The 1,617-nt window shown below is 38.2% G+C and carries 3 protein-coding genes; all 3 read left to right on the top strand.

What is annotated here, in order from left to right; translation table 11 throughout:
- Positions 1-378: transposase family protein (locus VGT41_00675; GenBank protein HEV2600786.1), on the top strand; the 378-nt coding region annotated here is incomplete at its 5' end.
- Between the two features lie 240 nt (positions 379-618).
- On the top strand, positions 619-987 hold the full coding sequence (locus tag VGT41_00670) for an IS630 transposase-related protein (protein HEV2600785.1): 369 nt from the start codon (positions 619-621) through the stop codon (positions 985-987).
- The gene (locus tag VGT41_00665) at positions 911-1,444 is read left to right on the top strand and encodes a transposase (GenBank protein ID HEV2600784.1); all 534 of its coding nucleotides are present in this window, start codon (positions 911-913) and stop codon (positions 1,442-1,444) included. The genes VGT41_00670 and VGT41_00665 overlap by 77 nt, the downstream gene beginning before the upstream one ends.
- Positions 1,445-1,617: the final 173 nt, after the last annotated feature.

The raw sequence follows: 1,617 nt of genomic DNA, 5'->3' as shown, positions 1-1,617 counted from the left end.
TTTTCCAAAGGTCGCATTGTTCATGTCTCAAAACCAAAACAAGGCTCGGTTCATGACTTTGAGCTCCACAAAACAGAACCCCCTATCCCTAAGAATACAAGGGCTTTTGTAAATTCAGGGTATCAAGGGTTGGATAAACTTCATCATGAAATTGAATTGCCTTATAAGGCAACAAAAACGAAACCTCTTGACGCAGAGGAAAAAGAATACAACAAGGCTCTATCTCGCATTCGTGTTAAAGTCGAAAATATCATAAGAGACATCAAAACATTCAGGATTCTCTCAGATCGTTATCATAATAAACGGAAATGGTACAACGTAAAGTTCAATATTATTGCAGGAATTGTTAATCTGAAAAATGATTTTGAATCAGTCTAGAGTATCGGGGTTGGGGGAAAGCTCGAATCCTTTAACCAACGTCCCAAATCCTTATTTACGCAACAGCTCTAATATATCTTTCAATTTGGAATTTTATAATGAGATCAAGAAATATATTATGTTCTTATATGTGTCAATAAAAAGATTCAATTATGGGATTTTCTTAAATAACAGATCATATAGCCAAAATCATATAATTTGAGTATAATTGTAGCAATAAGAACAATAAGAGGTATTGCTATGACATATTCACGTGATTTTCGAGAAAAAGCTTTGTTCATTAAAGAGAAAGAATCCCTTAGTTTAGCAAAGATCGCCAAGAGATTTGATGTTGGTATCGCAAGTGTTGTGCGGTGGTCAAAGGATATTGAATCAAAAAAGACTCGCAATAAGCCAGCAACAAAAATCGACATGGAGGCTTTGAAGAAAGATGTTGAAGCCTACCCTGATGCCTATCAGTATGAGCGCGCAAAACGCTTGAATGTAAGTCGGGCGGGCGTTGCTCATGCCTTAAAACGTTTGGGAGTAAGCTATAAAAAAAACCCTCAATCATCCCCGAGCGAATTTAGAAAAACGATCTGCATTCTGCCAAACCCTAGCAGATTTTGAAAAGCAAGGACGTCCACCTGTTTTCATTGATGAGAGTGGGTTCGCGCATGACATGCCTCGTACTCATGGTTATGCAAAGAAAGGCTCACGTTGTTTTGGGACGCATGATTGGGGCGCAAAGGGAAGAACCAATGCTATTGGCGCATTGCTTGGGGGAATTTTGCTGACCGTGAGTTTATTTGAAACGACGATCAATACAGTTATTTTCAACCAGTGGGTTTTACAAGATTTGATCCCTAAGCTTCCTCCTAGAAGCGTTGTTGTGCTTGACAATGCGACCTTTCACAAAGGAGTAGAAATGATCAGTGCTCTTGAGTTTCTTGGACACACAGTCCTTTATTTGCCCCCGTATTCACCAGACTTAAATCCTATTGAGAAAAAATGGGCCCAAGCCAAGTCGCGTCGTCGTAAATTACAATGCGCTGTTGAATCCCTTTTTGAGGAACAAGATTTGTGATCACTTTATATAAGATCAGCTATACAAAATAGGGGACATGCCAATAAAAATCCAATAGCTTTGCAGCCCAAGAACAATAGTTAAGATATAGTAAAAAGCTACTTTAGAACGAAAGATCGGTTTATATTCCCTTAAAGATAAAGATATTTCAGGGTTTTTTACTCCTTTAGGTA

The organism is Candidatus Babeliales bacterium, assembly GCA_035944115.1.
GTDB lineage: Bacteria > Babelota > Babeliae > Babelales > Vermiphilaceae > DASZBJ01.
The sequence above is the reverse complement of the archived record's forward strand: the minus strand, read 5'-3'. Positions and strand labels throughout refer to the sequence as shown.

Excerpts from the sequence above, each read along its gene's own strand:
- VGT41_00670 (HEV2600785.1), top strand. The coding sequence starts at position 619 with ATGACATATTCACGTGATTTTCGAGAAAAAGCTTTGTTCATTAAAGAG.